Below are 2,311 nucleotides of genomic sequence, written 5' to 3'. Positions count from 1 at the left end.
TCAGACCGCACCGGGCACCTCACGGCGCCAGCCTACCAAACGGTCGATCTGTGTTTGAGACAGGCCGCCCGGGAACTGGCCTCGATCTATTTACTGTCCGCATGGACAGCGTCTCCATCATGTTCGAGCAGCAGCGCGTGGGCCAGCGCCGCCTGCCACATCGGGAACATCCGGGCATGCTCGGTGCTGAGCCGATAAGCCCGCTCATAGCGCGCGAGATCGCCAGCCGTCGGGCGCGCCTCATCCTCGGCCCGCGAGGCGCCATCATTGATCGTCGTCATCGGAAATCCGTTCCGGCTCGAGAGCCCGGGACGGCTTCACCTGCCCATTCCCCGGGGGTTCCCTACACTGGGTTCCGAACTTCTTTCTCCATCGGGCTACCGGCCACGGCGCCGCAGGCGAAATGCCTCGCATCGACCGTCGACCGTCGATAGGGGCATCTTTGGCCCCTAGCCGACATCTGGAACGTCTGCTGTCGGGCGGTTGGATACCTGAGTGGGTGGTTGGCAGATCGAGGAGACGAGGGCCTCCAAGTCGGCTTGGAGGTTTCGATCGGGCTGAAACGCAATTAGGTGCCAGATCTGGGCCCCAACCTCCTCTGCCACTTGGTAAAGCCGCTCCAGCCGGCAGTCTTCGGGACGCTCACCAAGGGCAGGCAGCACTTTTACAAGTTCTGTCGCACAACGTCTGACCGGGTGGCAAGGAGCGCGATTGGCTGCGCAAAATGCATACGTCTGGCGGCCTATGAGACAAGCCTCAGGTGAGTAGCACCGCACACATCACATTATTGCTTGGATTCGTACAACTCTCTGAATTGGATCGTCTATTCCGTCGAAAGGGCGCCCACCGGCGCATTGAGTGCGAAAACGACTCCATGAGGTCGATACTCGATTTTGGTTTCGCCCGCGAAGTAGCCGGCCAAGGCTTTCTCGATCATGCGCGATCCAAAACCCTTCTGGGACGGCGGAACCACGGGCGGCCCATCGATCTCCTGCCAATGGAAACGGAACTCGTCGTCGGTCACCTGCCAGGTGACCACCACGCGTCCGTCATCATGTCGGAGCCCACCGTACTTTACGGCATTCGTTGCCAGCTCATGCGCTGCCAACGCCATTGCGAGTGCGCATTTCGACGAGAGCTCGATATCGGGGCCGCACATCTCGAAGCGCTCCGTCAATCCGTGCGGGCGAAGCGCGGTTTCAAGAAGCGGTCTGAGGCGCGCCTTTGTCCATGCTGTTTGCGTCAGCAGGTCCTGCGCCTTGGCCAACGTGTCGAGCCGTGACGTGAACTTGTCACGAGCGACGTCCACCGCGGGGCCGCCTCGCAGCGACTGGGCCGCGATCGCTTGGATCATCGCGATCGTGTTTTTCATGCGGTGCTTGAGCTCAAGGGTGAGCAGGCGTTGCCTCTCCTCCAGTTCCTTTCGCGCGGTGATGTCGATGGCGGTGCCGATCGCCCGGACGCAGGTTCCCTGCTCGTTGAACAAGCCCTTGCCCTTCGCTGCAACCCAGCGAACCTTGCCATCCTCCCTGCCGACCGTCCGGTACTCGACATCGTAGATCGCGCGGACGGAAGGGTCGAGCGCGGTCGCGAATGCAACTGAAGTGTCCTGAAGGTCCTCCGGATGAAGCCCGGCGTAGAAATCATCCATGCTGCAAGGCCGCCCCGGCGAGAACCCGAACATTGCCCTTGTGCGGTCATCCCAACGCAGGACGTTCGTCGTCAGGTCTAGATCCCAGGTGCCGACCTCAGCGGCCTCTATCGCCAGTCCAAGACGCTCCTCGCTTAGAGCAAGTTCCTGCAACGAGTCACTGGCCTGCATATTTGCCTCATGATGAGTGAAGGTGGCCTATTCGTATTGCAGGATTCCGTAACGGCTGGAACCAAGCGTAGCCCATCAGTCAGAACTCGTCCCAGCCGGACGCGTGCGCGTTGACGGCCTTCTTCATCAGAGGCGGTGCCGGGCGCGCGGAAGGCGCAGACGGCCGGGCGGAACGCGGCCCGGCAAAGGCGGCCTGGACCTGGCGCTGCAGCGCCCCGGCGGTGCCGGCTGCGGCCGTGCCGCCTGCCTCAGTGCGGTCGCCCGCGACGAGGCCGTTGAGCTGGGCGATGCGGTCGGCCAGGGCGTTGGCTGAAGCGGCGCTTTCCTCGGCGAGGGCGGCGTTGGACTGGGTCATCTCGTCGAGATGGGCGACGGTCTGGCTCATCTCGTCGATTCCGTTCGCCTGTTCCCCGCCGGCCGCGGAGATGTCGGCGATGGTCGCCGCCACCTTGCGCGAGGCCTCGAGGATCGCGGTCAGTGAGTCGCCGG

At 63.2% G+C, this 2,311-nt stretch carries 2 protein-coding genes and 1 pseudogene; all 3 read right to left on the bottom strand.

The annotated features are described in order from the left end of the window. Positions 1-86 precede the first annotated feature (86 nt). Complete coding sequence (locus ACFPN9_RS21490) at positions 87-281, bottom strand: hypothetical protein (RefSeq protein ID WP_377817569.1); 195 nt, start codon at positions 279-281, stop codon at positions 87-89. Positions 282-823: 542 nt separating this feature from the next. Continuing rightward, on the bottom strand, positions 824-1,822 hold the full coding sequence (locus ACFPN9_RS21485; RefSeq protein WP_377817568.1) for a sensor histidine kinase: 999 nt from the start codon (positions 1,820-1,822) through the stop codon (positions 824-826). Positions 1,823-1,901: 79 nt separating this feature from the next. After that, positions 1,902-2,311: pseudogene (locus tag ACFPN9_RS21480) on the bottom strand (hypothetical protein); the annotation flags it as partial.

It is taken from the genome of Allobosea massiliensis (genome assembly GCF_042655245.1).
GTDB lineage: Bacteria > Pseudomonadota > Alphaproteobacteria > Rhizobiales > Beijerinckiaceae > Allobosea > Allobosea massiliensis.
This window is presented reverse-complemented; position numbering and strand designations above follow the sequence as displayed.

What these genes read in the sequence shown, in the direction of transcription:
- ACFPN9_RS21490 (WP_377817569.1), bottom strand. Translation starts at nt 281, where the DNA reads ATGACGACGATCAATGATGGCGCCTCGCGGGCCGAGGATGAGGCGCGC.
- ACFPN9_RS21485 (WP_377817568.1), bottom strand. Translation starts at nt 1,822, where the DNA reads ATGCAGGCCAGTGACTCGTTGCAGGAACTTGCTCTAAGCGAGGAGCGT.